At 54.9% G+C, this 24,667-nt stretch carries 21 protein-coding genes; 7 read left to right on the forward strand and 14 right to left on the reverse strand.

Translation table 11 applies throughout. From position 1 onward, the window contains the following. Positions 1-33 precede the first annotated feature (33 nt). The gene (fumC, locus tag ACOT0L_RS09745; RefSeq protein WP_022647929.1) at positions 34-1,428 is read left to right on the forward strand and encodes a class II fumarate hydratase; all 1,395 of its coding nucleotides are present in this window, start codon (positions 34-36) and stop codon (positions 1,426-1,428) included. On the opposite strand, the gene tus is transcribed toward fumC, so the two are convergent. From tus to rstA, 4 genes are all read right to left on the reverse strand, one after another. Beyond that, positions 1,429-2,358: a DNA replication terminus site-binding protein gene (gene tus / locus ACOT0L_RS09750; RefSeq protein ID WP_022647930.1), complete on the reverse strand. Its 930-nt coding sequence runs from the start codon at positions 2,356-2,358 to the stop codon at positions 1,429-1,431. 74 nt (positions 2,359-2,432) lie between these two features. Next, positions 2,433-3,731, reverse strand: a complete 1,299-nt coding sequence (gene rstB / locus ACOT0L_RS09755; protein ID WP_126503401.1) for a two-component system sensor histidine kinase RstB — start codon at positions 3,729-3,731, stop codon at positions 2,433-2,435. 325 nt (positions 3,732-4,056) lie between these two features. Continuing rightward, positions 4,057-4,476 (reverse strand): anti-adapter protein IraM, encoded by a 420-nt coding sequence (gene iraM, locus ACOT0L_RS09760; RefSeq protein ID WP_048966459.1) that lies wholly within the window; start codon positions 4,474-4,476, stop codon positions 4,057-4,059. Positions 4,477-4,865: 389 nt separating this feature from the next. Further along, complete coding sequence (gene rstA / locus ACOT0L_RS09765; RefSeq protein ID WP_032671147.1) at positions 4,866-5,582, reverse strand: two-component system response regulator RstA; 717 nt, start codon at positions 5,580-5,582, stop codon at positions 4,866-4,868. Between the two features lie 127 nt (positions 5,583-5,709). Here rstA and ACOT0L_RS09770 point away from each other — a divergent pair, with 127 nt between their 5' ends. Then, positions 5,710-6,045 carry a GlpM family protein gene (locus tag ACOT0L_RS09770; RefSeq protein ID WP_022647934.1) on the forward strand — a complete coding sequence of 112 codons (336 nt, stop codon included), beginning with the start codon at positions 5,710-5,712 and terminating at the stop codon, positions 6,043-6,045. Here the strand turns inward: ACOT0L_RS09770 and folM are convergent. The 3 genes from folM to ydgH form a co-directional block, all read right to left on the reverse strand. Beyond that, positions 6,042-6,764 (reverse strand): dihydromonapterin reductase, encoded by a 723-nt coding sequence (folM, locus tag ACOT0L_RS09775; RefSeq protein ID WP_023306085.1) that lies wholly within the window; start codon positions 6,762-6,764, stop codon positions 6,042-6,044. The genes ACOT0L_RS09770 and folM overlap by 4 nt on opposite strands. Positions 6,765-6,803: 39 nt before the next feature. After that, the gene (locus tag ACOT0L_RS09780; RefSeq protein ID WP_063841947.1) at positions 6,804-8,186 is read right to left on the reverse strand and encodes an amino acid permease; all 1,383 of its coding nucleotides are present in this window, start codon (positions 8,184-8,186) and stop codon (positions 6,804-6,806) included. Positions 8,187-8,371: 185 nt separating this feature from the next. Next, on the reverse strand, positions 8,372-9,316 hold the full coding sequence (gene ydgH / locus ACOT0L_RS09785; protein WP_022647937.1) for a DUF1471 family protein YdgH: 945 nt from the start codon (positions 9,314-9,316) through the stop codon (positions 8,372-8,374). Between the two features lie 535 nt (positions 9,317-9,851). Between ydgH and pntA the strand changes: the two genes are divergently transcribed. From pntA to ACOT0L_RS09800, 3 genes are all read left to right on the forward strand, one after another. Further along, positions 9,852-11,381: a Re/Si-specific NAD(P)(+) transhydrogenase subunit alpha gene (pntA, locus tag ACOT0L_RS09790; RefSeq protein ID WP_126503399.1), complete on the forward strand. Its 1,530-nt coding sequence runs from the start codon at positions 9,852-9,854 to the stop codon at positions 11,379-11,381. A 10-nt stretch (positions 11,382-11,391) separates the two neighbouring features. Beyond that, the gene (gene pntB / locus ACOT0L_RS09795; RefSeq protein WP_126503397.1) at positions 11,392-12,780 is read left to right on the forward strand and encodes a Re/Si-specific NAD(P)(+) transhydrogenase subunit beta; all 1,389 of its coding nucleotides are present in this window, start codon (positions 11,392-11,394) and stop codon (positions 12,778-12,780) included. 107 nt (positions 12,781-12,887) lie between these two features. Next, positions 12,888-14,000 carry a mechanosensitive ion channel family protein gene (locus ACOT0L_RS09800; RefSeq protein ID WP_126503395.1) on the forward strand — a complete coding sequence of 371 codons (1,113 nt, stop codon included), beginning with the start codon at positions 12,888-12,890 and terminating at the stop codon, positions 13,998-14,000. Between the two features lie 38 nt (positions 14,001-14,038). Here ACOT0L_RS09800 and uspE read toward each other — a convergent pair whose 3' ends face one another. The 6 genes from uspE to ACOT0L_RS09830 all read right to left on the reverse strand — a co-directional run bounded on the left by uspE (position 14,039) and on the right by ACOT0L_RS09830 (position 20,921). Then, positions 14,039-14,989, reverse strand: coding sequence for a universal stress protein UspE (uspE, locus tag ACOT0L_RS09805; RefSeq protein ID WP_003857535.1), 951 nt, complete (start codon positions 14,987-14,989; stop codon positions 14,039-14,041). 137 nt (positions 14,990-15,126) lie between these two features. Further along, on the reverse strand, positions 15,127-15,879 hold the full coding sequence (gene fnr, locus ACOT0L_RS09810; RefSeq protein WP_000611906.1) for a fumarate/nitrate reduction transcriptional regulator Fnr: 753 nt from the start codon (positions 15,877-15,879) through the stop codon (positions 15,127-15,129). A gap of 183 nt (positions 15,880-16,062) precedes the next feature. Next, complete coding sequence (gene ogt / locus ACOT0L_RS09815) at positions 16,063-16,578, reverse strand: methylated-DNA--[protein]-cysteine S-methyltransferase (RefSeq protein WP_015570643.1); 516 nt, start codon at positions 16,576-16,578, stop codon at positions 16,063-16,065. A 9-nt stretch (positions 16,579-16,587) separates the two neighbouring features. After that, positions 16,588-18,114: a p-aminobenzoyl-glutamate transporter gene (gene abgT / locus ACOT0L_RS09820; RefSeq protein ID WP_022647942.1), complete on the reverse strand. Its 1,527-nt coding sequence runs from the start codon at positions 18,112-18,114 to the stop codon at positions 16,588-16,590. A gap of 51 nt (positions 18,115-18,165) precedes the next feature. Further along, complete coding sequence (locus ACOT0L_RS09825; protein WP_126503393.1) at positions 18,166-19,611, reverse strand: M20 family metallopeptidase; 1,446 nt, start codon at positions 19,609-19,611, stop codon at positions 18,166-18,168. After that, the gene (locus ACOT0L_RS09830; protein WP_126503391.1) at positions 19,611-20,921 is read right to left on the reverse strand and encodes a M20 family metallo-hydrolase; all 1,311 of its coding nucleotides are present in this window, start codon (positions 20,919-20,921) and stop codon (positions 19,611-19,613) included. Before ACOT0L_RS09830 ends, ACOT0L_RS09825 begins: the two co-directional genes overlap by 1 nt. 175 nt (positions 20,922-21,096) lie before the next feature. On the opposite strand from ACOT0L_RS09830, the gene ACOT0L_RS09835 reads away from it, so the two are divergent. Further along, on the forward strand, positions 21,097-22,008 hold the full coding sequence (locus tag ACOT0L_RS09835) for a LysR family transcriptional regulator (RefSeq protein WP_126503389.1): 912 nt from the start codon (positions 21,097-21,099) through the stop codon (positions 22,006-22,008). Positions 22,009-22,358: 350 nt separating this feature from the next. Then, on the forward strand, positions 22,359-22,922 hold the full coding sequence (gene smrA / locus ACOT0L_RS09840) for a DNA endonuclease SmrA (RefSeq protein ID WP_023306091.1): 564 nt from the start codon (positions 22,359-22,361) through the stop codon (positions 22,920-22,922). Between the two features lie 9 nt (positions 22,923-22,931). Here smrA and tcp read toward each other — a convergent pair whose 3' ends face one another. Next, on the reverse strand, positions 22,932-24,590 hold the full coding sequence (gene tcp, locus ACOT0L_RS09845; protein ID WP_023299980.1) for a methyl-accepting chemotaxis citrate transducer: 1,659 nt from the start codon (positions 24,588-24,590) through the stop codon (positions 22,932-22,934). Positions 24,591-24,667 lie beyond the last annotated feature (77 nt).

The raw sequence follows: 24,667 nt of genomic DNA on the forward strand, positions 1-24,667 counted from the left end.
AGCAATCCCATCTTTGTTATCAAGGAGTAAGTAATGACAATGCATCGCCGCGAGAAAGACTCCATGGGCGCCATCGACGTCCCGGCCGACAAGCTATGGGGCGCGCAAACCCAGCGTTCGCTGGAGCATTTCCGCATTTCGACAGAGAAAATGCCCGTCTCGCTAATCCAGGCGCTGGCGTTGACCAAACGCGCTGCCGCCAAAGTCAATCAGGATCTGGGCCTGCTGGATGCCGATAAAGCCTCCGCCATCATCAATGCCGCCGACGAAGTGCTGGCGGGCAAACATCCCGACGAATTCCCCCTTGCCATCTGGCAGACCGGCTCAGGCACCCAGAGCAACATGAACATGAACGAGGTGCTGGCGAACCGCGCAAGCGAGCTCCTTGGCGGCGTGCGCGGCATGGAGCGGAAGGTTCACCCGAACGATGACGTGAATAAAAGCCAGAGTTCCAACGACGTGTTCCCGACGGCCATGCACGTGGCGGCCGTCATCGCTATCCGCGAGCAGCTTATCCCGCAACTCAACGTGCTCAAATCTACGCTTAACGAGAAAGCGCAGGCTTTCGGCGACATTGTAAAAATTGGTCGTACGCACCTGCAGGACGCCACGCCGCTGACGCTTGGCCAGGAGATCTCCGGCTGGGTGGCGATGCTGGAGCACAATCTTAAGCATATAGACAACAGCCTGCCGCATCTGGCGGAGCTGGCGCTCGGCGGAACGGCGGTTGGCACCGGGTTAAACACCCATCCCGAGTACGCGGTGCGTGTGGCCGAAGAGCTGGCGAAGATCACCGGGCAGCCGTTTGTTACCGCCCCGAATAAATTCGAAGCCCTGGCGACCTGTGATGCGCTGGTCCATACCCATGGCGCGCTGAAAGGGCTGGCAGCCTCGCTGATGAAAATCGCCAACGACGTGCGTTGGCTGGCCTCCGGCCCGCGCTGCGGCATCGGCGAAATCAGCATTCCGGAAAACGAGCCGGGTAGCTCCATTATGCCGGGTAAAGTAAACCCGACGCAGTGCGAAGCCATGACCATGCTGTGCTGTCAGGTGATGGGTAATGACGTTGCGGTCAACATGGGCGGCGCGTCGGGTAACTTCGAGCTTAACGTCTATCGCCCGATGGTGATCCACAACGTACTGCAATCGATTCGTCTGCTGGCCGATGGCATGGAGAGCTTTAACGAGCACTGCGCGGTGGGCATTGAGCCTAATCGCGAGCGAATCAGCCAGCTGCTGAATGAGTCCCTGATGCTGGTCACGGCGCTAAACACCCATATTGGTTATGACAAAGCGGCCGAAATCGCTAAAAAAGCGCACAAAGAGGGGCTTACCCTGAAAGCCTCTGCGCTGGCGCTGGGCTACCTGACGGACGCCGAGTTTGATGCCTGGGTCCGCCCGGAAGCGATGGTGGGCAGCATCAGGTAATCACTGCGCCACATACAGGTGCAGCCGCGGGATAATCAGCTGTAGCGGCTGTGCCTGGGGTTTATAGCGATGCTGAACGTTTTCAGCATCGTAGTTCAGCAGTTCTCCGATATCCGGCACCACCGCACCCTGATCGGCATCGTAGAGCGCAATCAGCGGTGTCGGGCAGGCGTATTGCACCTGCTTTTGCTGTCCCGCATACCAGACACGAGCGATAGGCTGCACCTTGACCGGACGCTTTATTTTAAGACGGGTATCAGCCGGCAGGGAGGCAATGCTGTGGTACTCCTGCTCCAGCCGTTCAATCCACTGTTCCCGCGACCACGGGGCGACCGTTCGCGGCGATTTCAGGCTTTTCTCCAGCTGAGCCAGGATCTCGTCGCGCGTGAAGTTTTTAATGATGTGCTTGTTGGCCCAGCCGAAGCGCAGCGTGGCGGGGTGGCGCAGTACCGTCAGCGTGCGGTAAGCATTCAGGGTGATCAGCCCTGGAAGCTGGCGATGCACCCATTCAAAACGGGCAGCCGGTGCCAGCCCGGACTCAACGGTCACGATTTTCTCGAAGGCGGCTTTCAGCGTATTAATATGCGTAATTTGCGCCTCAATGGCTTCACGCGTTGCGGTATCCGTTTGCAGACAGATGACGCCGGGCAGGCGAACGGCGGCCTTACTGCTGCGATTTTCGGACTGCTGCTGGATGAAAAGGCGGCGATAGTGCTGCAACGTCAGTTCCAGCGCCACTTTACCGATATGCTGCGTTACCTCAATGGTGTTCAGCGGATCGTGTTCCGCGCCTTTCGCCACCTCGGGCAGGGAAAAGACGCGGGCGGCCAGCAGGCGGCAGCCCTGTAGTTGCGCCGTCAGGGTCAGTAACGCCTGCTCTATTTCCCGAAATGTGGTGTTAAGCCTTTCGATGAGATCGTAAGTCGCCATAATAGCCCTTAATTAGTTACAACATACTACTGATATAGCACAACACGCCGGGTCAGGCCAGCGTGCGGTTTAGTTCAGGCAGGTATGGGAAGAGGAATGTTGTGATAGATCGGCCAGCTAAAGACGAACCGGGCCCCGCCCAGCTCGCTCGCTTCGCAGCGAACCGAACCGCCCATCGCCTGGGCAATAGAACGGACAATAGCCAGCCCCAGACCACAGCCGCCGGTAGCACGGTCGCGGCTGGGGTCGAGGCGCACAAACGGCTCGAAAACTTTTTCACGCTCCGCTGGCTCAATACCGGGGCCATCGTCTTCCACGCACAGAATTGCCTGGCTCCCCTGCAAATCTAAACCTATGCGCAGCGTGGTTTCGCTGTAGCGCATGGCGTTGTTCATCAGATTATCCAGCACGCGTTCCATCAGGCGCATGTCCAGCGCGCCGTACGCGCCGGGGGTAATGGCTGTAAGCAGTTTTCGCTGAGGGTTAACGCTCTGCACATCGGTAATATGCGTCTGTAGCCAGACGGGAAGATCCGGCGTACTGAGGTGCAACTCCGTCTGAGGCCGATCGAGGCGGGCATAGGTCAGCAGCTCTTCAATCAGCGCTTCAAGCTGGCCAATATCCCGATTGAGGGCCTGCGATTCTGCGGCGGTGAGGTTCTCGCTCATCTCCAGGCGATAACGCAGGCGTACCAGCGGAGTGCGCAGTTCATGCGCAATGCCGTCGATAAGCTGCTTCTTGCTGGCAATCAGGGCGTTGATGTTATCGGCCATCTGGTTAAAGGCAATACCGAGACGGTCAAAACTGGAACCACTGTCGAAATGTATGCGTTCAGTTAAATGACCCTCCCCAAAACGCTGTGCGGCGGATTCCAGTTTCAGCATGTCCTGCCAGTGCGGTCGCATCCAGATGAACACAGGGAAAGCGAGCGAGATGGCAATAAAGCCCAGCAGGGCGAGATCCAGCAGGCGCATCTGGTGCAGGTAATAGAGATAGGGCACTGGCCCGACGGCCAGGACATAGTGGCTGCGCGGAATACGCTGAATGAAGGTATATTTCTCGTCCAGTGCGACGATGTCTCCGTCACGCAAACGCTGCATCGCCGGCGGCGCTAAATCAAAATCCTTCATGGGTTCGATACGCAGATCAAACGACAGATTCAGATCCAGCTCTTTTAACGTACGTGCCCAGTCATGCGGAGGAATTTCGCGCAGCTCGCTACGCATCAGGTAGAGCGAGCTTTTCATCAGATCGTCCAGGGATTGTCTGCCCGCACGCTCTGCGGTGAACTTATAGACCAGCCCGACCAGCATGGTCATCACCAGAAAGCAGACAAACAGCAGTAAATAAAACTGAACAAACAGCTTCTTCATTAATTTCACCGAAACAGGGGCTTCACTACACGTCTTTTACCAGCAGGGTCGCTATGGGCGCAAGTCAGGCATGATGCGTTGAAAAGGGGTAATCGTCGAAAGGTAATAAAACACGGCATCGCTTTATTCCATCAATGCCCGGGTAATCCGTTTACGCTTCGCTATACGAGTTTATTTGCGATTGAGAGTATTTGTGAATCAGAATAACAATGACAAAGGCCACCTGCGGGTGGCTTTATTTATGGCGTTTACCAGTGAGAGGTATCCGGCGCAAACGGTGCGACAAAGGTACTTATCTTTGTAACCTGAACATTACCAACATTCGTTAATGTCTGGATTTGACTGTGCTGACAATCAGTGGATTCGTGGCAAACCCATGGGGACACTTACGCGCGTTGCAATGCACCGCGTAGGTACATATCTCCTCTTCCTGGTTTCGATTGTATGGGCAGGCCATCTTGTTTTTAATTTCACTCCATAACATCTCGTTGTAAGGGGAGATGTTGTATATCGATATTGGCTTGAAAACACCATTAATGAAGACGCCATTCTTTGTCGGATATATCCTATCGCCGGGGTACAAATAAACATCGCTTTCATACCAAATGATGAGTTTCAAGAACTTGAGTCCCAAGATGCTTGAATAAACGATCCCCGTGTTAGGACAAATTACCGAGCTAATGACTCTCCATGACATTGCTATACCTCGTTCATTAAATAATTGAGAGAGTATAAGGTTTAGCATGAGAATTAGATTTCTGCAAACGTGTAAGCTATTGAAAAAGATCGATATTATTTATATGCTAACTATATCCCCTTTGTTTTCATAAGGATAAGATAATAATTTAGTCAATTGTAAAGTTCATTTTTAACACAATGTGCATTTAAGTGACGGATTTTTGATCGATGATGGTTCCTGAACTGCTGAATATATATTGTACTATAGCAATGAAATACATTAGAGCTACTTTTGTTTACGCGAAAAATGCACATCGAAATTGAACAGGTAAGAGGAATGTGCTCAAGGTATATTTCATGACTAACGATGCATATAATCGAAAACTTACGACGTATACCGATAACAATCCTGATGCATCGCAAGTTATTTTTCGAAATTTACTGTGTAGTTTTTTTTCAGGTTTCCCATGCGTGCGGGGCAAACAGGTAGCCCTTATTACGTACGGTTTTAATGCGGTAGGGCTCGGTGGCGCTGTCCTGCAGTTTTTTTCGCAGGCGAGAAATCGCCACATCAACGCTACGATCCATTCCGTCGTAACTTACGCCGCGCAGATTTTTCAGCAATGCATCCCGGTCCATAATTTGCCCGGCATGAGTTGCCAGCTCCCACAGCAGGTCAAAATCTGCGGTTGAGAGCGCAATCAGCTCCCCGGAAAGCATAACCTGTCGGTTGACCGGGTCGATAGAAAGCGTGCCGAACCGCATCGCCTTATGCGGCGTTAAAGAGGGCGCAGGCGCTTCACGCTCAGCGCTGGCACGCTGACGCAGATGAAGGCGCAAACGAGCAAGCAGGACCGCCGGCGGCGTGGTTTTCAGGATGTAGTCATTCGCGCCCATCTCAAGGGACAGAATATGATTCATATCGCTGTCGAGAGAGGTCAGCAGAACGATCGGGCCGTCCCATTTCGCGCGCAGATCCCGGCAAAGCGTCATGCCATCTTTTCCGGGCAGCATAATGTCCAGCAACACCAGGTCCGGATTTTCGCGGGTGACGACGTCTTCAGCGCGATCGCCACGAGGTTCGACAACCACTTCAATATCATGTTTACCCAGATAAGCGGCGATCAATTGACCCACTTCGGGTTCATCTTCAACATAAACAATCTTATTCATACTACGTCTGTCATCGCGAAAAACGTCAACATACACCGCACAACCTTAACCTTCCATTAATCTTTCATAATTAGTCGGAGTTCCGTTATCCTGCACGGGAATGTTATTTGATTGTTAAGGGAAAAGAATGGGGCTGTTGATCAAAGCCGCGCTGGGTGCGCTGGTCGTGCTGCTGATAGGGGTGCTGGCTAAAACGAAGAACTACTACATTGCCGGGCTTATCCCGCTGTTTCCCACCTTTGCGTTAATTGCGCACTATATTGTGGCCTCTGAGCGGGGTATAGAGGCGCTGCGTGCCACCATTGTATTCGGGATGTGGTCAATCATCCCGTATTTCATCTATCTGCTGTCGCTGTGGTACTTCACCGGTTTTCTGCGTCTGCCCCTGGCGCTGGGCGGGGCGGTGGTCTGCTGGAGCCTCAGCGCATGGGTGCTCATCTTCTTCTGGAGCCGCTTTCACTAGCGCAGCGGGCGGCCACCGTCCACGGCAAACGTCCTTCCCGTGACGTAACAGCTGGTCAGCAGATAATCGATCAGGTCGATCACCTCTTTCTCGCCGGGCGCAATTTTCATCAACGATTTGTTAAGCGCCTGCTGACGATACTCGGCATCATCGCCCTCGTTAAATAAAATCATCGCCGGGGCAATCGCGTTGACTTTTACCTCGGGGGCCAGCTTGCGCGCGAACGAGCGAGTCATATTATCCAGCGCGGCTTTGCTGGCCGCGTAGGCGATGTGTTTATCGCTGCCTCGCTCCACCACGTAATCGGTGAAATGGATAATGTCGCCTGCGGCATGGCCGTGTCCGCGTAGCAGATCCTGTAGGGCATGGTTGAGCAGATAAGGCGCATTAACGTGGATCTGCATCATGCAGGCGAGCGTTTCGCTGAGCGAATGTCCTGCTTTTTCAGGAAGCCAGGTACTGGCGTTGTGAATAACCGCCCGCAGCCCGCGGGTGGTCGATTTCACTTTTTCCGCGAAAGCAAGAATACCCTCATCCGTGGAGAAATCCGCCTGAATGCAGACGGCTCCGGCATGTCGTAGCCCTTCAATGGAGGGATATTCCGTGCGGTAACTGACGATAACCGGATGGCGAAGATTGAGAAAGTGATGGGCGAGGGCGAGGCCGATGCGACGGCCTGCGCCAGTGATCAATATTGGGCGTTGCTGCGTGTGTCCCATCGTAATCTCCTTTTCAGTTCAACAATGGGACAGGCGGCGCTATCCCATTAACATCCACGTTGCCGGTACGGCAGCGACTAACAGCAAACCTATCAACGCCATTTCGCGGCGCTTAAGGGCATTATCAAGCTGATGCGTACGGCGAGCGTAGATAAATACCAGCAGGCCTGGCGCGTAGAGCACCACGGACAGCAGCAGATGCATCGGGCCGGAAGCATACAATAACCATAGACCGTAAATACAGGCACCTACGCCTACCGCATAGTGTGCCGGGCGGGTCGCAATTTTTAACAGATATGCGCCCACTAAGAAATAGGGTACCAGAATCATCTCGGAGGCGATGGTCAGCAGCGTGTTATAGTCCGAACCTGTGAGCCAGATCAGCACCAGACAGACCTGCACGCTGATGTTGGTGAGCCACAGAGAGGCCGATGGCGCACTGTTTTTGTTCTGACGGGCAAACAGGCGCGGGAACGCTTTGTGCGTGGCGGCCAGGAACGGAACTTCCGCCGCCATAATGGTCCAGCTCAGGTACGCGCCGCAGACGGAGACAATCAAACCTGCCGCGATAACCACATCACCCCAGGGACCGAGCATTTTCACCATCAGCCCGGCCATGGACGGATTACGCATCTCCGCCAGTTCAGGGCGGGCCACCACACCGAGCGACAGCAGCGTCACCAGCAGATAAACGCCCAGCGCCGCCAGGACGGCCAGCAGTGTGGCGCGTCCCACGTCGCGTTTGTTACGCGCGCGGGCAGAGACCACGACGGCACCTTCAACACCGATGAACACCCACAGGGTAATCAGCATGGTATTTTTCACCTGCTCCCAGACGGGAACGCCCAACGCAATACCGCTGAAATCGAGCGTAAAGACATCGAGACGGAAGGCGAGGAAGGCCAGCACGACGAACAGGCCAAGCGGCACCAGCTTGGCCAGCGTCGCCACCAGGTTAATGCTGGCCGCGGTCTGAACGCCGCGCATAATCAACCAGTGAACAATCCACAGCAGCACCGAGGCGCCGACGATGGACTGCCAGGTATTGCCGTCACCAAACAGGCGCAGTTCGGGCGTATCGGTAAAGAAACTGAGCGCCGAGAAGACGATAACCAGATAGGAGACGTTGGCGATCACCGCGCACAGCCAGTAGCCCCAGGCGGAGCAGAAGCCAATCAGCTCGCCAAAACCTTCACGGGCGTAAGTGAATATTCCGCCGTCCAGATCCGGTCGGATACGCGTAAGCAGCAGCATGGCGAACGCCAGCAACAAAATTCCGACGCCGGTGATGCCCCAGCCAATCAATAATGCGGCCGGGCTGGCGACGGCCGCCATGTTCTGCGGCAAACTGAATACGCCCGCGCCCAGCATTGAGCTCAATACAAGTGCAGTTAACGCACTCAGGCCAAGTTTCTTTTCCATTGGCTTCCTGTTATGAAAAGTCCAAATCCAGAATAATTATTTCGCTAAGGCGCATAAAAATGGTGGATCACGCTAAGGCGCGGGATTTTACGGAGTGTGACGGATGCATGCAATGACATGGGGCAGAAATCAGAAAAAAAGTAACAAAAAAGGCGGCACTGCGCCGCCTTTATGAAACCGTTTTGTTACTTGTACAGATCGGCACTGATGGTCAGGTTGTTGCCACGTTCCTGCCACTGGCGGGTGATGTGGTAATACTTCGCGCCTTTCTTCGCAGCACGCTTCGCCACCTGATAGGAGATTTCTGTCATGTTGCCATAGTTGCCCGTAAACTTGATGCTGTCGAACGGCACCATCTGCGCGGCAGTGGCTTTGTTCAGCTCTTCAATTTTCGTGCCGTCTGGTAACGTAACGGTATAACGACCGCCTTTGGTGGATTGGGTTTCAAAGAAACGACCCACTTCTGCGCTTGGTGCCGCAGACGTTGCTACGCCCGGAATTTCAACTTTCTTCGCTTCTTCACCGCCTTTTGCTAACGCAGCACGACCGGCTTCTGAATCCGCTGGAATCGCATCCGGGCTTTGCACTACGCGTTTTTTCGCATCTTGCTTATAGATGAAGGCGGTAATGCGCTGGTTTCCGCCCTGGTTGGCATCAACCTGACGCACGATATAAAACGCGTAAGCGCCTTTTTCTCTCGCGGCTTTGGTGATGGCATCGTTAACTTCAGGCTGGCTGCGGTAGAAGCCCTGAACGGTCACGGTGTCATACGGTTCCAGCTGAACAGCCTGATCTTTCGGCAGTTCAACAATGCCGTTAATAACGCGGTTTTTCTGTTCATCTGCCTTTGGGGCATTCTCTTTGTACAGCGCAACAGTCACGCGCTGGTTACCGCTGTTGCCCTGATCGGACTGGTCAACAACGTAAAACGAGGCAGCGCCGTTTTTATCGGCGGCTTTTGATGCGGCGGCGACGGCATCGCCAATGGAATTATACCGACCCACAATGACCGTATGGTCAAAAGGTTTTAACGCTGCCGCTTGCTCCGGCGTCAACTCTGTCGCAGCATTCGCTGACAGGGCGGTCGCGGAAAGAAGTGCGGACGCCAGGAGTGTGTTCTTAAGCTTCATAAAAATAATCCTTCGCCTTGCGCAAACCATGTACTGGTGTTGTTGTTAATTTGAGACGGTCCCGATTATGGCATTTAACACCCGTCGCTGTCTGCGGCATTTTTCACAGCCTGTGCTCAGCAAAGGACCTGATTCGATAACATTTTGTGATATGTGGAAAAAACAGGCGTTTCACAAGAAAAACTGATTAAGCATATGACTTTTACAAGTTAATTTAATGTTAATGAGTTGTTCTTTTATGGCGCTATATCATGTTTTTACCGCTTCGCTTGCGCGATTTATCGGTCCTGAAGGCGAATTTAAGGTAAATATCTCTGTCAGTGACCCCGATCGCTTATTTTTCACAGATAAAATAAGAAATAGTGTTTTCTGGCGGTAGATCACGGGCGCTATTTTCAGTAGGTTATAGAAAGTTTGTTACTGTTTTATTTTCCGGGGTTAATCATTCTCCGTCGTTATCGCGATGGTGAAAATTGATACGAACCGCGGGCAATTATCGACAAACCATCATCACAAACCGATGGAAGGGAAAACTATGCGTATTGGGGTACCAAAAGAACGGTTAGCCAATGAAACCCGCGTAGCGGCAACACCAAAAACGGTGGAGCAACTGCTTAAACTGGGTTTTACCGTCGCGATTGAAAGCGGCGCGGGCAAACTGGCGAGTTTCGATGACGAGGCCTTTATTCAGGCTGGCGCGGACGTAGTGGACGGTGCTGAGGTCTGGCAATCACCCATTATTCTGAAGGTAAACGCACCGGAAGAGAGTGAAATTGAACTGCTGAACGCGGGCACGACGCTTGTGAGCTTTGTCTGGCCAGCCCAAAACCCGGTGCTGATGGAGAAGCTGGCGGCACGCGGTGTCACCGTGATGGCGATGGATTCCGTGCCGCGTATTTCGCGCGCGCAGTCTCTGGATGCGCTGAGTTCTATGGCAAACATTGCCGGCTATCGCGCCATTGTCGAAGCTGCGCATGAGTTTGGTCGCTTCTTTACGGGTCAAATTACGGCCGCAGGCAAAGTACCACCCGCGAAGGTGATGGTAATTGGTGCCGGTGTGGCAGGTCTTGCCGCTATTGGGGCCGCAAACAGCCTGGGCGCTATTGTTCGTGCGTTTGATACCCGGCCGGAAGTGAAGGAGCAGGTGCAGAGTATGGGCGCCGAATTCCTTGAGCTGGACTTCAAGGAAGAAGCGGGCAGCGGTGATGGTTACGCGAAGGTCATGTCTGAAGCCTTTATTAAGGCGGAAATGGCGCTCTTTGCGGCGCAGGCAAAAGAGGTGGACATCATTGTCACCACCGCGCTTATTCCGGGTAAACCGGCGCCGAAGCTGATCACCCGTGAGATGGTGGATTCCATGCAGCCGGGCAGCGTGATTGTCGATCTGGCGGCGCAAAACGGCGGTAACTGTGAGTATACCGTGCCAAATCAGGTCACGACGACCGCGAACGGCGTGAAGGTGATCGGTTATACCGACCTGCCAGGACGTCTGCCAACCCAGTCCTCTCAGCTGTACGGCACGAACCTCGTTAATCTGCTGAAGCTGCTCTGCAAAGAGAAAGACGGCAACATCACCGTTGATTTTGATGATGTGGTGGTGCGCGGCGTGACCGTGGTGCGTGAAGGGGAAATCACCTGGCCTGCACCGCCGATACAGGTTTCCGCTCAGGCTCAGGCTGCGCCGAAAGCGGCGCCTGAGCCTGCAGAACCAGCGAAACCTGCGTCGCCGTGGCGCAAATACGCCATCATGGCGCTGGTCATTATCCTGTTTGGCTGGCTGGCGGACGTCGCGCCAAAAGAGTTCCTTGGCCACTTCACCGTCTTCGCGCTCTCCTGCGTGGTGGGTTATTACGTCGTGTGGAACGTTTCCCATGCGCTGCATACCCCGCTGATGTCGGTTACCAATGCCATCTCCGGGATTATCGTGGTTGGGGCATTGCTGCAAATTGGTCATGGCGGCTGGATCAGCTTCCTGAGCTTCATTGCAGTGCTGATCGCCAGTATCAATATTTTCGGTGGTTTCACCGTGACTCAGCGCATGCTGAAAATGTTTCGTAAAGGCTAAGGGGTAGCATATGTCTGGAGGATTAGTTACAGCCGCATACATTGTTGCTGCAATCCTGTTTATTTTCAGTCTGGCGGGGCTTTCCAAACACGAAACGTCTCAGCAGGGAAATAACTTTGGTATCGCCGGGATGGCGATTGCGCTGATTGCCACCATCTTTGGGCCGGACACCGGCAACGTGGCGTGGATCCTGGTGGCGATGATCATCGGTGGTGCGATTGGTATTCGTCTGGCAAAACGCGTTGAAATGACCGAGATGCCGGAGCTGGTTGCTATTCTGCACAGCTTCGTGGGTCTGGCCGCGGTGCTGGTGGGCTTCAACAGCTATCTGTACCACGAACCGGGTCTGGAACCGATTCTGGTGAACATCCACCTGACCGAAGTGTTCCTCGGCATCTTCATTGGCGCGGTGACCTTCACCGGCTCAATCGTGGCGTTCGGCAAACTGCGCGGGAAGATCTCTTCCAAACCGCTGATGCTGCCTAACCGCCATAAGCTGAATCTGGCGGCGCTGGTCGTTTCCTTTGTGCTGCTGGTGGTCTTCGTGCGTACCGAAAGCGTAGGCTTGCAGGTGCTGGCGTTACTGGTGATGACCATTATCGCGCTGGCCTTCGGCTGGCATTTGGTGGCTTCTATCGGCGGGGCAGATATGCCGGTAGTCGTCTCCATGCTGAACTCCTATTCCGGTTGGGCAGCGGCGGCAGCAGGCTTCATGCTGAGCAACGACCTGCTGATTGTCACCGGTGCGCTGGTCGGTTCTTCCGGTGCGATCCTGTCTTACATCATGTGTAAGGCGATGAACCGCTCGTTTATTAGCGTCATCGCGGGTGGCTTCGGTTCTGACGGTTCATCAACCAGTTCTGATGAGGAAGTGGGTGAACACCGTGAAATCAGCGCGGAAGACACCGCAGAGATGCTGAAAAACTCGCATTCCGTCATCATCACCCCAGGCTATGGCATGGCGGTGGCGCAGGCGCAGTATCCGGTGGCGGAAATCACCGAGAAACTGCGCGCGCGCGGTATCAAGGTTCGCTTTGGTATTCACCCGGTGGCGGGGCGTCTGCCAGGCCACATGAACGTGCTGCTGGCGGAAGCGAAGGTGCCTTACGACATCGTGCTGGAAATGGACGAGATCAACGATGATTTCGCCGACACCGACACCGTGCTGGTGATTGGCGCCAACGACACCGTTAACCCGGCGGCGCAGGACGATCCGCGCAGCCCGATTGCGGGTATGCCTGTTCTCGAAGTGTGGAAGGCGCAGAACGTCATTGTCTTCAAACGCTCTATGAACACCGGCTATGCTGGCGTGCAGAACCCGCTGTTCTTTAAAGATAACACCCACATGCTGTTTGGCGACGCCAAGGCCAGCGTGGATGCGATTCTGAAATCTCTTTAATTCCGCTTCAACCTGACAAACCGCCCCCGGGGGCGGTTTTCTTATTTCTGCGGTCAGCCATTCTCCTCTGTCTATACTTTACCCTTTGTGTAATACGAGGAGGTGTAATGCAATTTCTGTCCCGCTTTGACATCATCGCGCTGATGATGACGCCATCATTCTGGATTGGCGTCGCCACGGTAGTCTTTGTAACTCTGCTGGTGTACTGGCTGCTGACGCGCCTGATCGCTTTTGTTAATAGAGGGATCACCACCTGGGGCGACAAGCATCCCACCACCAACCGGATGCGTTTTATCCTGACGGATATGCTTAACCGCACCAGCCGCTTCCTGCTTTTTGTCGTGGCGCTGCTGTTCAGCCTACGTTTCGTCGACTTACCGGATCATCTCTTTGGTACCGTGAGCCACGCCTGGTTCCTGGTCTTCGCTATCCAGGTGGCGCTGTGGATGGATCAGGGGGTGGTGTCGTGGCTTCGTCACGTCATGCTGGCGCCGGGAAGCCATAAAAACCCGGTGACGCTGGTGATCACGGGGCTTATCCTCCGTGCCATTGTCTGGTCAGTGATGCTGCTGTCTATCCTTGCTAACGCGGGCGTCAACATCACTGCTCTGGTTGCCAGCCTTGGGGTAGGGGGTATTGCTATCGCCCTCGCGGTGCAAACGATCCTGAGCGACGTGTTTGCATCGCTCTCCATCGGTTTTGATAAGCCGTTCGAAATCGGCGATTTTGTGGTGTTTAACGATGTCGCCGGGACGGTAGAGCACATCGGCCTGAAAACCACCCGTATCCGTAGCCTGAGCGGGGAGCAAATTGTCTGCGGGAACGCCATCCTGCTGCAACAGACGCTGCATAACTACAAGCGGATGCAAACGCGCCGGATCGTCTTTACCTTCGGGGTCGCCAGCGACACGGCGCCGGAAAAACTGCGTTCAGTGGGTGATATGGTCAAACAGATCATTACCGACGTCGGGGAAACGAAGTTTGACCGCGCCCATTTCCTGGGCTTCGATCGCGATCGCCTGACCTTCGAGGTGGTCCATATCGTTAATACGGCGGATTACAACAAGTACATGGATATTCAGCAGGAGATCAATATTCGTATTCTGGAGGGGCTGAACCAGCAGGAGATCAAGCTGGCGCTGCCGAGCATGGTTCTGCACGCGCCCTGGATGAATGCTGGCGACGAGGCACCGGCGCAACGGTTGAGCGAAGCGCAATAAAAAAAGCCCGCCGTTACCGGCGGGCTTTCATTTTGGGGTCAATCGTCTTCCTCATCGTCCAGTTCAACCGGCGTCTGATACTGATCCGGTTTGATAACCAGAAGGTCGCAGCGAAGATGGTCGATCACCTGCTCGGCGGTATTACCCAGGAACGCGGCAGAAATACCGGTCCGGCCAATGGTGCCCAGCACCACAATCCCGGCCTGCAAATGCTCCGCCAGATCCGGAATAACCTCTTCCGGTAACCCTTTTTCTACGTGGGTCATGTTCTCATCGATACTGAATTTCTGGCGCAGCGCTTTCATGGCCAGCAGATGCTGACCGCGAATCGCATCGTTATACACGCTCGGGTCAAATTCAGGCAGCTCGATGGCGATATTGATTGGCGTAACCGGATAGGCTCCCACCAGATGGACTTCGGTATGGTTAACCTGGTCGGCAAGCTGAAGGGTCTCCTTCACCAGCTTCTCGTTCAGCGAATTGTGATAATCCTCTTCGCTGGCCAGATTGACCGCCACGACGGCTTTCCCGCCCTCAGGCCACGGCTGATCTTTCACCATCCATACCGGACAAGGGCATTTGCGCAGCAGGTGCCAGTCGGTCGGGGTGAAAATCACGGATTCCAGTTTGTCATGCTGGTGCGCCATTTTCAGCAGCAGGTCATGCCCACCGGCCACCACTTCCTGAATAATGGCTTCGAAAGGACGGTTGTGCCAGACCACCTTGATATCGATAGGTACGCCCGCTTCCAGATAATACTTCGCCTGCTCGCGGATCCACGCGGTACGCTGGCTGATCACTCCCTGACGCATAGCGGTGCGCTCGTCAGGCGACAGAAGGGTGGTCATCTCGTATGAGAAGTCATAAATCGGCAAAAAGGCTTTAATTTTGCCACCAATCCGTTGATGTAAATACACAGCACGTCGTAATGCTGGCTGATCGTCCTGATTCGGATCGATAGCCACCAGCATATTTTGATACTTTGCCATACAGGTCTCCTTACTACTGTCACCACAGTCTGTAAGTAAAAGAGTAACCTATATATCTTGAATGAAACAGGGGGGAAGTTTTTGCCAGATCAATAATCATGAAAATTTATCGACCTGGCATAAGATATCCGGGAGAGTTATGCCACGTTACGTGAGTGACCCGCCAGAATGGCCAGCGCTTCACCGTTTTCAATGGTGATGTACTTACCTTTAACCGCCAGCATTCCGCTCTTCTGGAAACGACCCAGCAGACGGCTGATGGTTTCCACGGTCAGGCCCAGATAGTTACCAATATCGCCACGCGTCATGGTCAGACGGAATTCGCGTGGGGAGAAGCCACGTTCCGCGAAACGGCGGGAGAGGTTATAGATAAAGGCGGCCAGACGCTCTTCGGCATTCTTTTTGGAAAGCAGCAGGATCATATCCTGATCGCCTTTGATCTCACCGCTCATCAGACGCATCATCTGCTGACGCAGGTTCGGCATCTTACCGGACAGATCGTCCAGCGTTTCAAACGGGATTTCACAAACCATAGAGGTTTCCAGCGCCTGAGCAAAGCTCGGGTGATGGCCACTGCCGATGGCGTCAAAGCCGACTAAATCGCCCGCCAGATGGAAGCCAGTGATCTGCTCGTCACCCTGTTCGGTAATGGTGTAGCTTTTGATGGTGCCAGAACGGATAGCATAGAGCGATTTCAGTTCGTCTCCCGCTTTAAACAGCGTCTGCCCTTTCTGAATAGGCTTTTTGCGCTCGATGATATTGTCAAGCTGATCGAGTTCATGCTCATTCAGAGTAAACGGGATACAGAGCTGGCTTATGCTGCAATCCTGGCAATGGATAGCACAACCGCCAGACTGAATGCGTCGTATAATTCGCTTTTCCGGGATCATAGGTTTGCTCAAGCCTTAATTGATATTGGTCAATTTTAACATCTTTTTGGTAAGGACGTAAGTCTGGCAAACCCCCAATAAAGACAAGAGACGGCAGCGAGTTGCCATCTCCTTGAAATTCCACAGAATGATTAAGGATTATTAGCCTAACAGGAAGAAAATTAAGCACAAAAAGCCTGGGAATTACAGCAGAAAATACCCTTCGTGACGCAGCAGCCACTCTTTACGTTGTACGCCCCCGGCATAGCCGGTGAGGGTGCCGTTGCGCCCGATCACGCGATGGCAAGGCACCACAATGCTGACGGGATTTGAGCCATTTGCCGCACCGACTGCGCGCGCCGCGCCGGCACGGCCAAGTTGCTCTGCCAGCTGACCGTAGTGCATCACCTGCCCGCAGGGAATGTTACGCAGCGCTTGCCACACCTCGCGCTGAAAAGGGGTACCCGCCGTGGCGGTTGGCAGGGTATTAATAATGCTGAGATCGCCCTCGAAGTAGGCCGTCAGTTTATCGCTCAGCCCGCCAGGATTACGGGCTGTAATACGCTCGTAACCCTCGGCGCGATAATGAATGTTGAGCAGCTCAACCATCCGGTCGCTGTGCTCTTCCCACTCAACAGCGCGAAGATTGAACGCTTCATCCGCGATAACCCACAGCGGCCCCAGCGGTGTCGCAATCTTGTCTTCGAGTAATCTCAGCATCAGTATTCCTTAGTTCAGCCTCGGGTAAATACCCGGTCCAATCGGCAGGCCGACAAGATACCACGCCACCAGCATCACCAGCCATACCCCTAAGAAGATAAGCGGATAGGGCAAGACCAGCGAATAGTAGGTACCCAGCTTAGCCTCCGGTCTGTAGCGTTGCAGGAAGCCTAAAAACAGCGGAACGAAGGGTGACACGGGCGCCAGCGGGATCACCGAAGAATCGGCGACACGGAACAGGATCTGGGCGAATGCCGGATGAAAGCCGAGCATCATAAACATGGGGACAAAAATGGGGGCCAGAATCGACCAGATGGCCGACCCGCTGGCAATAAACATGCACAGCAGGGACGACAGCAGCGCCAGGCCGACAAACGCCGGAACCCCGCTCAACCCCGCCGCCTCCAGCGCGTCCGTCAGGCTCACGGCCATAAACTTGCCCATGTTGCTCCAGTTAAACATGGCTACAAACTGCGCCAGCGGGAACACCATCACAATAAAACCCGCCATCTCCTTCATCGGCTCGATCATCAGGTGCGGCAGATCTCCCTGACGGCGGATTTTACCGGTAGCGATGCCGTAGGCGAGCGAAACGACGAAGAAGAAGAGAATTATCAGCGGCACAATACCTTGAATAAACGGCGAGGGAAGTACGGTGTGTTTGATTGGATCGCGCAACACGCCATTCTCCGGCACCACCATCAGCGCCACAGCCGCAATGAATGCCAGCGAGACGATCCCGGCGACGCGCAGGCCGAACTGCTGCTCTTTGCTCAGCGTCTCCAGCTTTTCATCGCTCCGGCCTTCCCATTTACCCAGGCGCGGCTCAACGATCTTATCGGTAATCAACCCCCCGACAATCGTCAGGACAATCACCGAACTGGCCATAAAGTACCAGTTGTCGATCACGCTGACGTGCATGGCCGCATCGATGGTGCTGGCTGCCTCCGTGCTGATGCCGGAGAGCAGCACATCGGTGGTCACAATAAGCAGGTTAGCGGTAAACCCACAGCCGACGCCCGCGATCGCCGACAGCAGGCCCGCAACAGGATGACGGCCAACGGCGAGGAAAATCAGCGCCCCCATCGGCGGCATGATCACCAGCGCCGCGTCAGACGAGATATGGCTGAAGAAGGCAATAAACAGCACCATATAGCTGGCATAACGCGCGCTGACGTGCGAGGCCATTTTCACCATCAGCGCGGGCAGCAGACCCACGCGTTCGGCCAGACCCGCGCCTAACACCAGCGCCAGGATGGCGCCCAGCGGCGCAAAACCGCTGAAGTTTTTAATCACGTTCGGCAAAAACCAGTGCAACCCCTCCACGCTGAGCAGATTTTTTACGGCCACCATGCTGCCGTCGGCCGGGCTGCGCACGCTCACATCAAAGGCGGACAGCACGGCTGTCGCGACCATCAGGATGACAATTAAATAGATAAAAAGCAGGAAAGGGTGCGGCACTTTATTACCGATCCTTTCAACCCAGCCATAGAGCTTACCGGATGGGGAATGCGAAGGTATGGATGACATACTCATGGGCGTTCCTCGGGACTGTTGTTGTGTTGTGTTGTGTTGTGTTGTGTTTTTTTATATTAAAGGTGACGGTGTCACGTCCTGCGGGATCGGACACTCGTACGGTTTTTCTGTTATGTGTTGTTCGAATTCTTCCCGACATTTTCGCAGCAGGTCGGCATCCTGAAGCAGATGCAGCGCGGTCGCGCCCATCACTTTTCCGGCCAGCAGCATGCCTTTATGGGCAATAGAGGTACGCCCCTGCGCCACCAATTGCCAGGTATGCAGCGGGGTGCCGACGGTAAAACAGGGGCTAAAGCACTGTGCGACAGGCATCTTCCAGCTGACATCCCCCACGTCGGTGGAGCCAGCCAGCACGTTATCGGTGATGGCGTAAGGGGCAACTTCATCCACCAGCAGCGTTTCGTGATGGCGTCGGGCAAAGGCTTTTCCCTCTTCGGCTCCCGTTGCGGCAATGTTTTTCAGGCTGTTTTGCAGGTCGTTTGCCGTGAGCGTGGCGCGGATTTCACGGGCAAATTCGCGTTCTTCTTCCGTCCAGTCCGGCGTGCCGTAATGCTGCAATGCGCGGTACATGGCCGCTTCGAGCGTACGGTTCGGCAGATAGCTGGAGCAGGCTTTATCAAAGCGACACTCGACAGTGGTTTCGGTCATCATCGCCGCGCCCTGGGCGATTTTCTCGATGCGCGCGTAGATCTGCTGCGCATCGGCCATCTCCGGAGCGCGGATCAGGTACAGCACTTCTGCCTGAGCCTGCACCACGTTAGGCGAAATTCCGCCGGTATCGGTGATGGCGTAATGAACGCGTGCTTTTTCAATGATGTGTTCGTTGAGGAAGTTTGTGCCGGTGGTCATCAACGTCACGGCATCCAGCGCGCTACGTCCCAGATGTGGGGAGTTTGCGGCATGGGCGGCGATCCCCTTAAACCGCCAGGCGGCCTGAATATTGGCCAGCGTGCTGACGTTAAACATCCCGGCAAAGGCTTCCGGATGCCAGGTCACGGCAGCGTCCACGTCGTCAAATAATCCTTCACGCACCATAAAGGTTTTACCAGAGCCGCCTTCCTCGCCGGGGCAGCCGTAAAATCGTACCGTTCCGCTGCCGCCGTGCTGTTCCAGCCAGCTTTTCACCGCCACCGCACCGGCAAAGGCAGCAGTACCCAACAGGTTATGCCCGCAGCCATGGCCGTTAGCCCCCGGGGTGGCGGATTGCGCCGTCGCGCAGTGCGCCTGCTGGCTCAACCCGGCCAGGGCGTCGTATTCGCCCAGAAGGGCGATAACGGGCTTGCCGCTGCCGTAGCTGGCAATAAAGGCGTTGGGAATGCCTCCGGCTTCCCGCATCAGGGTAAAGCCCTCGGCTTCCAGCGCGCTGGCAAGCCGTTCGGCGGACCAGAACTCTTCAAAGCGCGTTTCGGGATGATCCCAGATGTCGTCGGCAATATCGGTAAACGTCTGACATCGCGTGTCGATGGCATCAGCGATAAAAGCGTAGTTCTCCTGCATTACACACCTCGCGTCCACGGGAAATTAAGCGCAGTTCGCGCCAGTGTTTCGATGGCAACGTTCATCACCTGCTCATCAAAATCGAATTTTTCGTTGTGATGTCCGGCGCTCAGTTCGGTGCCGAAGACCATATACGAGGCCATGCCGCCGTTCTGCTGCACGCGGGCCATCATCAGCGTGGCATCTTCGGAGCCCGCAGGCGCTTTGACCTTATTAATGGCATGAGTCACGCCGGGCACCTGGCTTGCCTGTTCGCGCAGATAATCGACCCAGGCCGGGGTGGGGGCACTGGAGGTCGCCGCCCCCATCAGGTTTATCCCGGCTGTTACGCCGTAGAGTGCTGCCGCGCCGGTAATCACCGCCTGCGCGCGATCGAAGACATACTGATTAATCGCCTCGCTTTCACCGCGGGTTTCAACCTTAAGCAACGCATCAGCCGGAACCACGTTGCGTCCGCTGCCCGCCTGCATGACTCCGACGTTAACCCGGGACGCGCCTTCGCTGTGTGGCGCGATGCCATGCAGCGCGATAGCGGCCTGGGCCGCCGCGAGCAGGGCGTTACGGCCCTCTTCCGGTTTACCGCCAGCGTGTGCGGCAACGCCGGTAAAGCGCACGTCAAATTTGGTGGTCGCCATGAAGTTATCGCTGCCGCAGATCACCGTCCCTTCCGGAACGCCGGTTCCAATATGAATGGCGGTAAAGTAGTCCACGTCGTCCAGCGCCCCTGCAGCGACCATAGCGCGGGCGCCGCGCGTACCCTCTTCGGCAGGCTGGAAGATCAGTTTGATGGTGCCGTTGAGCTGGGCTTCATACTGCTTAATCACCTGCGCCAGCCCCAGACCAATGGTGGTGTGGCCGTCGTGCGCGCAGGCGTGCATCATGCCCGGGTTGCAGGAGGCAAAACCGTCGCGGTACGGCCGGTGGCTGTCGTCATGCGCTTCGCTCAGATCAAGCGCATCCATGTCCACGCGAAAGGCCTGGGTCGGGCCGGGGCGACCGGTATTCAGGGTCGCGACAATGCCGGTGAACCCGCCTTCGAACGGCGCGAGCCATTTCTCCGGTGCGCCTTGCGCGCGGGCGCGGGCAAATTCCCGCGCCAGGGTTGCGTCATCGGGCAACCCCATCCGGCTTTCGGCATCCACGACATCGCGACCCATCGCCAGCTCGTAACCCAGCGAGTCCAGGATCTCCGAGACTTTCGCGGCTGTGCGAAACTCCACCCAGCCGGATTCCGCGAAATGGTGAAAATCGCGACGCCATGCGCTCAGTTGGGGGGCTAATGTGTGGATGTACTGCGCCAGTGCGTTCATATCTTTTCCTGTCATCATTAAAATATGTGAACTGCTTCACGCTGTGATAGTTTTTACTTATCACTAAGCGATTTTTCACAGTTTTAACCGTTCAGGAATTACCCTCGCACATCCGATTCCATTAAAGTAGATGACAGTTTCTTTACTCTGATAAACAACGGTTATCGGTCGGGCTATGTCATTTCAGATTAAATTTCATCAAATTCGGGCTTTTGTTGAAGTGGCGCGTCAGGGCAGTATTCGCGGAGCCAGCCGGGTGCTGAATCTTTCGCAGCCCGCGCTGACTAAATCCATTAAAGAGCTGGAAGAGGGCATGGCGGCACAGCTGTTTGTGCGCCGGAGTAAAGGTGTCGCCCTGACCGAGTGCGGGGAAGGGTTTTATCACCGCGCTAATTTGATTCTGGAAGAGCTTCGCGCAGCGCAGGATGATATCCGTCAGCGTCAGGGGGAGCTGACCGGGCAGATCAATATTGGGATGGGTGCCAGCGTGGCGCGCAGCCTGATGCCCGCCGTTATCTCCCGTTTTCATGCGCAGCATCCTCAGATCAAGGTGCGGATTATGGAAGGTCAGCTGGTATCAATGATCAATGAATTACGCCAGGGTGAGCTGGACTTTACCATCAATACCTATTATCAGGGGCCTTACGATCACGAATTTACGTTTGAAAAACTCTTTGAGAAACCTTTTGCGGTATTTTGTCGGGAAGGACATCCGGCGTTGGGGGCTACCTCTATTAATGAACTTCTTCATTATAACTGGACAATGCCAACGCCGCGGGGAAGTTATTATAAGCAGCTTGAGGATATATTTCATCATCGCTCGCAGATACCGCGTATTGGCGTCGTTTGCGAAACCTTTTCGTCCTGTATTAGCCTTGTCGCACAAAGTGACTTCCTGAGCGTGCTGCCGCAGGAGCTGGGCTGCGACCCGCTGCTGGCGCACCGGCTGGTCATGCTGCCGGTTGTGGAAACACTTCCCAGAGCGGCCTATTATTTAATTCAGCGCCGTGATGCACGCCAGACGCCCCTGGCTGAATCATTAATTACACAATTCAGAAGGGAAGCGAGAAAAATAGTTTTTTCGTGAAATTGCCAAAGAAAAAATAGAGCCTGTCCGACATCAGACAGACCCTACAGTACACACAGCAGTGCGTCCTTTCGCAAATCCTGGGTATTATATCCATGAGGCAGGTATATTTAGGTATAACATCTTTCCTGAAAAAAGAAAGGCGGCACGTCATTGGTTTTACAAAATTTCAACGCAAATCACTTATTTTAACTCTGCTGTAGTTTTAGTTAAGTAATATTTAAATAACTTTAATGGTAGCTATATATATTCATCAGATTAATATTTATCTTGCCCCTTGCGGTAAGGGTTATTGAGGCCCCTGCCCGGTGCAGGTATAGTACAAGCCCCGATGTGCCCGGAGGATTTCCATGAACCCTGACGACAAATCACTTTTTCTTGACGCCATGGAGGATGTCCAGCCCCTGAAACGCTGCACCGATATCCACTGGCAGCAAAGCCGTAATACCCGGGTTCGCCAGGAGATCGATACCGAGCAGCTCGACAACTTTCTCACACTGGGTTTCCTGGAACTCTTGCCGCTTGAAGAACCGCTGATGTTCCAGCGCGAGGGCGTTCAGCAGGGCGTTATTGACAAGCTGCGCTCGGGTAAATACGCCCGACAGGCCAGCTTAAATCTGTTGCGTCAGCCCGCCGAACGCTGCCGCCAGATGCTGTACGCCTTCATTCGCCAGGCCTGCCGCGACGGTTTACGTAACCTGATTATCATTCACGGGAAGGGCCGCGAGCAAAATTCGCACCCGAACGTGGTGCGCAGTTATCTTGCCCGCTGGTTAACTGAGTTCGAGGACGTGCAGGCTTTCTGCGTGGCGCTGCCGCATCACGGCGGCAGCGGGGCATGTTATGTTTCACTCCGAAAATCCGATGAGGCGAAACAGGAGAACTGGGAACGTCACGCCAAGCGCAGCCGTTAACGGTAAGGCCTAGAACGTCTCCCAGTTTGTGTCACCTGAGGCACTGACCGTGGCGGGACGCAACAGTTGCGGTGCTTTTGTATTTTTTGGCCGCGGAGCGGTGTTTTCCTGCATGTTCAGCCGGAATGCCGCCACGGCCTGGCGCAGCTGTTCAGACTGATCTTCCAGCGCCGCCGCCGCCGTTGCCGACTCCTGTACCAGCGCGGCGTTTTGCTGCGTTACGCTGTCCATCTGCGAGACCGCCAGGCTGACCTGTTCAATACCGCGGCTTTGCTCGTCAGACGCCGACGAGATTTCAGCCATAATATCGGTTACGCGTGTCACGGCCGCGACGATCTCTTTCATGGTCGCACCCGCCTCGCTCACCTGTTCCGAGCCGGTATTCACCCGGCTGACGGAGTTTTCAATAAGCCCTTTGATCTCTTTTGCCGCCTGCGCGCTGCGGCTGGCCAGCGTCCGTACTTCGCCTGCCACGACCGCAAAGCCGCGGCCTTGTTCGCCGGCACGGGCGGCTTCAACCGCCGCGTTGAGCGCCAGAATGTTGGTCTGGAAGGCAATGCTATCGATAACGCCGGTGATATGAGCAATTTGCTGAGAACTGTCGGCAATGTCATTCATGGTACGCACTACATTATTCACCACCTGGCCGCCGCGTGCGGCGGTTTCAGACGCATTCTTTGCCAGCAGCGTCGCCTGACGAGCGTTATCCGAGTTCTGTTTCACCGTGGCCGTCAGCTCTTCCATGCTGGCGGCGGTCTCTTCCAGCGAGGCTGCCTGCTGCTCGGTTCGGGCGGAAAGGTCGTTACTCCCGGCGGCAATTTCTCCTGCGCCCGTGTAGATAGAATCTGTGCTGCCGCGCACGGCGCTGACGGTGCTGACCAGCGACTGTTGCATCTCATGCAGACCGGCGGCCAGCTGGCCCATTTCGTTGCGCCCGGTAATCGCGACGTTTTGCGTCAGATCGCCGCTCGCGATGGTGCGAATATGGTTCATGATGGCGTTGAGCGGTCTCAGGAGCAGGTGCTGTAAACCCTGCCAGATCACCACCAGCACGGCGATAACGGTCAGGAAGATCGCCGCCAGCGTCCACTGCATCTGGGTAAAGCTGTTCTGGTTCTCTTCGGCGGCGGCTTTCAGCAGGACGTTGTTTTCCGCGCGCCAGCGGGTATAGACCGCCTCCATCTCATCCTGCGCCTGCTGGGCGTCCAGGTCGCCATAGGCCTGATAGTTATCGGCGCGCAAGTACGCAATGGACAAGCGCATTACCTCGTGCATGTTCTTCCAGGCTTTCTGCATCTCTTCGGTGAGCGCGGCATTTTGCCCCTTCACCTGCGGAATCGCCTGCCAGTTTTTGTAATAGTCTTCGGCTTTGGCCAGCGAACCATTGGCGGTGCCCAGCAGCGTGTTGATCGCTGCGAGAGAGGCCGGGTCGCGCTGGTTTTTCAGGTAGCGGATCGCCACGCGGGTGACGGTAACGCGCGTTTTCACCAGGGTGTTCACACTGTCGCTCAGGCTCTCCTGCTGGGCATTGAGCAACCCGGAGTTCTGAAAGTTGTGACGATCGTTGTTAACGGCAGAGTAGAACAACCCTCCCGTGACAACTTGCAGCAGACAGAATATGGTGAGGGCAAAGATAATACCGGTAATCACGTGCAGATTTTTCAGCATGGCGGTCATCCGTAATAGAAGAGGCAGGGTTACATCAATACTATCGTCGTAGCGAATTTAAACTTTAATTTTACTAT

Origin of the sequence: Enterobacter cloacae complex sp. XAL002 (genome assembly GCF_049236805.1) — a bacterium.
Lineage (GTDB): Bacteria > Pseudomonadota > Gammaproteobacteria > Enterobacterales > Enterobacteriaceae > Enterobacter > Enterobacter intestinihominis.